Here is a 3,399-nt window from a genome sequence, read left to right as displayed (position 1 = left end):
CGGCCTTCGGCTGGATCTGCCGGACGGCCTTGAACATCTGCGGGAACATGTTCCGCTTATCCTCGTCGCCCTTGGCGACGCCGCCGAGGCTGAACGGCTGGCAGGGAGGACCGCCGGCGAGCACATCCACCTTGCCAGCCAGGTAGTCCATGTCGAGCTCTTGGACGTCGCCCGCGACCAAGGGCACCTTCTCGTCGGGCCCGGGGGCTCGGGTCGGCTTCTGGTCGGCGGGGAGTCGCTGAGCCCCGTTCGCTTCGAGGGTCTCACATGCCCGCTTGGCGAACTCATTGAAGAGCAGAGGGCGGAAGCCGGCACGGTGGACGGCCATAGCCAGCCCTCCAGCGCCGGCGAAGAGTTCGACGCCCGTGCGGTCCTTCTTTGATCCTTCTTGCAGTTCAGCCATTCCAAAAGCATACCGCGGAGTTGTGGATCTTCAAGCCATTTCGATCGGAAGGTTCGTTCGTGCGCGCAGGTCACCGATAGGCTCTCGGGGATCATGTCGACCGAGGGAGTGGGCAGATGGCGCCGGTGGTGGGCTCCGACGACGGGACGCAGTACCACAAGGACTTCACCCTGAGCATCACCAAGGCGCTCGGCGACCAACTGGCGAAGGCCCTGAAGGGGCTGGACCGGGCCCCCCTCGCCGAGGAGAATCTGGCGCGGCTCAAGGAGAAACCTGGGGTCTACCAGCTCTACTTGAACGACGAGTTCGTCTACGTCGGCAAGGCGGACAAGTCGTTGCCGGCCCGCCTTCGTAACCACCTGCGCAAGATCTCGGGGCGCCGCAACATCTCCCTGGAGGAGATGGCCTTCTCGTGCCTGTATGTAGCGGAGGACTTCTCCGCCCTCGCCCCGGAGCAGCTGCTCATCACGCACCACAAGGGTCAGGGCGACATCCCCTGGAACAACAACGGCTTCGGTAACAAGGATCCGGGTCGCCAGCGGGACAGCACCGTGCTGAAGCGGAACCATTTCGACGTCCTGTTTCCCATCGACCTAGACCGACCTGTTGAGGGCCTGCAGGCCGGCGAAACCACGCTCCATACCCTCCTGGAATCGATCAAGACGGGGCTCCCGTACAACTTCAGGTACGGAAAGGTGGCGGAGTTCAAGACCCGGCGAGTTCACGTGCCAGCGGATGGGATGACCGCTGATGAGGTTTTCCGCCTGATTTCCGCCGAGATACCGACGAAGTGGCAGGTCACAGCCCTGATGGGTTACGTGATCATGTACGACGACAGTCCGATTGAGTACAAGAGTGCATGGCGGTACTACCGCAATGGCCAGCCGATCGGCGCCGTTCCGGAGGCTGAACCGGCTGGAGACGTCGAAGGCGATCCGTCAGATCTGGGCGAATGATCTGAGCCGGTGGCACCGCTCCGACGTTTGGAAAGACCAAGGGGGTCGCCGTCAACGACGCAGACCTTGCGGAGATGGTCGCCGTGCGGGTCCGTCGCGGTCAGTCGGACTGGCGGTGCCAGTCGGTGACACACTGGCGACATGATTAGGGAACCCGCCGAAGCCATCGTGTCTGAGGCCGGAGTCGTGAACATCCCGCTGGGAGTGCTTGCCGAGGCTGGCCTGTCTCCAGGGACCGCCGTCCTCATCCACAGCGACGGGGACGGACGCATCGTTGTGAGACGGCACGAGGACGCCATCCGCGACCTTCTAGAGAACGGCTCGCTGTGAAGGGCTGCAGAGCATGTGTGGACCGCTCGGGCTGAGTGCGGCGCCTATGGGGTAGCTCCTGACCAGGCTGCTGTGTCACCCGATCGTGTGGCAGTCCCAAGGCCGCATGGAGTCGTGGGCAGTCAGCATCGAAGGCGCAGCTATGGCTTGCGTCTTCGGGGCCCGCTGGGCTTGATGGCGGCCAGTGGGTTGGTGCCATACGCGTGGGCAGGGGTAACGGGTGGGACAGGGTGGTGGAACATGGTGTCGATCGCGTCCAGATCGGCCTCAGAGAAGGTCACAGTGACGCCCTTCCTCGAGTGAGGCAGGCGCCTGATGTTGTCGCGGAGCCACCGTTCCTTGACGCGGAGGACCTCGGCAGCCTCGGGATAGGTGTAGCGCCGCTTCGGGCCGCGTTCCGGCACGTCCGCTTCCGTTTCACTTCCCATTGCTCGCCTTCCTGGCACGCCTGGCCTGCGCGGACAGGAGGGCGAGCCTCGCGTAATGCGCCTTGCGCAGCGACTGGGCGGCGTCCTCGATCTGCTTTGACGTACCCGAGGGGTGGAGTTTCCGAGCCTCGCTCAGAAAGCGGGACTCGCTCGCCTTGCGTGCCGCTTCGGTACGGGCGGGACGGTCTGCCGTGTTTGCCCAGCTGAGGTGGGCAGCGAGGCGACTGCGCAGCGAGCGTTCCGTGGGGTCCACCGTTGGGCCTCCTTGACCGATGTTCTCTGGTGGATGGTTGTCTGTGAGGACGCTGGCCGTGCCCGATGGGCAGTCAGAGCACGCTTTAGGGTGAAGGGCCAACCGTTGCGTCCCGGGTTGAGCCTTCGATCCTGTAACTTCCCCGTCGGCCGCGCAGGCGCACTAGCTTTGTAGGCCCCCGTACGCGTCAGGTCCTCCGAGGGGAATCGATGGCCAAGCTCACTGATGAGCAGAGGGCGAAGCGTGCGGCTGCGCGAGCGCGCCGCAAGGCTCTTGCCGCCGAGGAGGAGGATCGCCGGGACACGGAGCGGCGTGAAACATGGGCGCGTGAAGGGACACGGCTCACCTGGGACGAGTACAAGGCCGGGGTGCCATGTCGAGGATGTGGCGAACCCATGTATGACGGCTTGGGGAGCTGGCCGGGGCTCATGTACCTCACCGAAGAGGAGAAGCGCGACTACGAGGTCATGGAAGAGCGGTTCCGGGAGCTGCACCCAGACTGCAAGAGCGGCCGCTGGAGTATTGGTGGGTCGCGTGTGAGCCACTGCTGTCTATGCTGTCCGCCACCACCGATGGGGCCGGCGCAGATCGAGAAGCTCACTCGACTCTTTCAGGCCCTTCCCTCTGCAGAGAAACGCAAGAAGAACCTGGACGCCTGGGAGCTGATCCTCACCTGCGATCACGTGACCACCTTCATCCAGCACCGGGAGAACACCTATGTCCGGCGAGTGGTCGACTGCCCTGAGTGTCAGACACGGCGCGGAGTTGTCGAGAGCAAGCGGCTCGGACCCGCATATACCGACGATGGCGTGGAGGCAGCCCGGAGTGAGGTGGAGCAGGCACGTGTCGTTGCCGAGCTGACCAAGGCGAAGGAGCAGCTCCGCCGCCAGCAGCAGCGTGCTGCTGCCACGAGCAGCCGGATCGAGGAGCTCCAGAAGCAGCTCAGCCCGACTGTCCGGGGCGACGGCATTGCGTGAGCGGTGCGTGAGCGGACTGGGTGGGACAGGATGGATTGGGCGGCACGCGGGT

5 protein-coding genes are annotated in these 3,399 nt (G+C 64.5%); 3 read left to right on the top strand and 2 right to left on the bottom strand.

What is annotated here, in order from left to right; genetic code table 11:
- Positions 1-403: DNA cytosine methyltransferase (locus tag ABEA26_RS35445; RefSeq protein ID WP_345598120.1), on the bottom strand; the 403-nt coding region annotated here is incomplete at its 3' end.
- 116 nt (positions 404-519) lie between these two features.
- Here ABEA26_RS35445 and ABEA26_RS35440 point away from each other — a divergent pair.
- On the top strand, positions 520-1,359 hold the full coding sequence (locus tag ABEA26_RS35440; protein WP_345598119.1) for a GIY-YIG nuclease family protein: 840 nt from the start codon (positions 520-522) through the stop codon (positions 1,357-1,359).
- Between the two features lie 141 nt (positions 1,360-1,500).
- Positions 1,501-1,689: an AbrB/MazE/SpoVT family DNA-binding domain-containing protein gene (locus tag ABEA26_RS35435; protein ID WP_319707865.1), complete on the top strand. Its 189-nt coding sequence runs from the start codon at positions 1,501-1,503 to the stop codon at positions 1,687-1,689.
- Positions 1,690-2,106: 417 nt separating this feature from the next.
- On the opposite strand, the gene ABEA26_RS35430 is transcribed toward ABEA26_RS35435, so the two are convergent.
- Positions 2,107-2,370: a hypothetical protein gene (locus tag ABEA26_RS35430; protein ID WP_345598117.1), complete on the bottom strand. Its 264-nt coding sequence runs from the start codon at positions 2,368-2,370 to the stop codon at positions 2,107-2,109.
- Between the two features lie 209 nt (positions 2,371-2,579).
- Between ABEA26_RS35430 and ABEA26_RS35425 the strand changes: the two genes are divergently transcribed.
- Positions 2,580-3,347 carry a hypothetical protein gene (locus tag ABEA26_RS35425; RefSeq protein WP_345598115.1) on the top strand — a complete coding sequence of 256 codons (768 nt, stop codon included), beginning with the start codon at positions 2,580-2,582 and terminating at the stop codon, positions 3,345-3,347.
- The last annotated feature ends 52 nt before the right edge of the window (positions 3,348-3,399 follow it).

Source organism: Streptomyces marokkonensis (assembly GCF_039539045.1).
Lineage (GTDB): Bacteria > Actinomycetota > Actinomycetes > Streptomycetales > Streptomycetaceae > Streptomyces > Streptomyces marokkonensis.
This window is presented reverse-complemented; position numbering and strand designations above follow the sequence as displayed.